The following is a 270-nucleotide window of genomic DNA, read 5'->3' as shown; positions in this document are numbered from 1 at the left end:
TATTACTTTGATACAACAGCATATATGTTGAGGAATAAAGGGATTTCACTAAGACTACGAGAGACGGACTCTACCGACTATAGCTTGACGATGAAAATTAAGAACGCAGAAATAAGCGAACATGTACACAATAAAAAAGAATTCAATATAAATCTTGATTACGACCTTTTTAATACGTTAAAAAATACTAAGAATTTTTCTGCTCAACGAGAAGTTCCAGATTTTATTAAAAATATTCTGAAAAATGAGGAATGCGAAGTAAATCTAATA

General features: G+C 30.0%; 1 protein-coding gene. It reads left to right on the top strand.

The features are described 5' to 3' along the window. The coding region (locus RYX56_RS22555; protein ID WP_336623195.1) for a CYTH domain-containing protein at nucleotides 1–270 on the top strand (270 nt) is incomplete at both ends.

Origin of the sequence: Alkalihalophilus lindianensis (genome assembly GCF_032843265.1) — a bacterium.
Lineage (GTDB): Bacteria > Bacillota > Bacilli > Bacillales > Bacillaceae_D > Alkalihalophilus > Alkalihalophilus lindianensis.
Note: the sequence above shows the minus strand (reverse complement) of the source record. Positions and strands in the feature narration are given on the sequence as shown.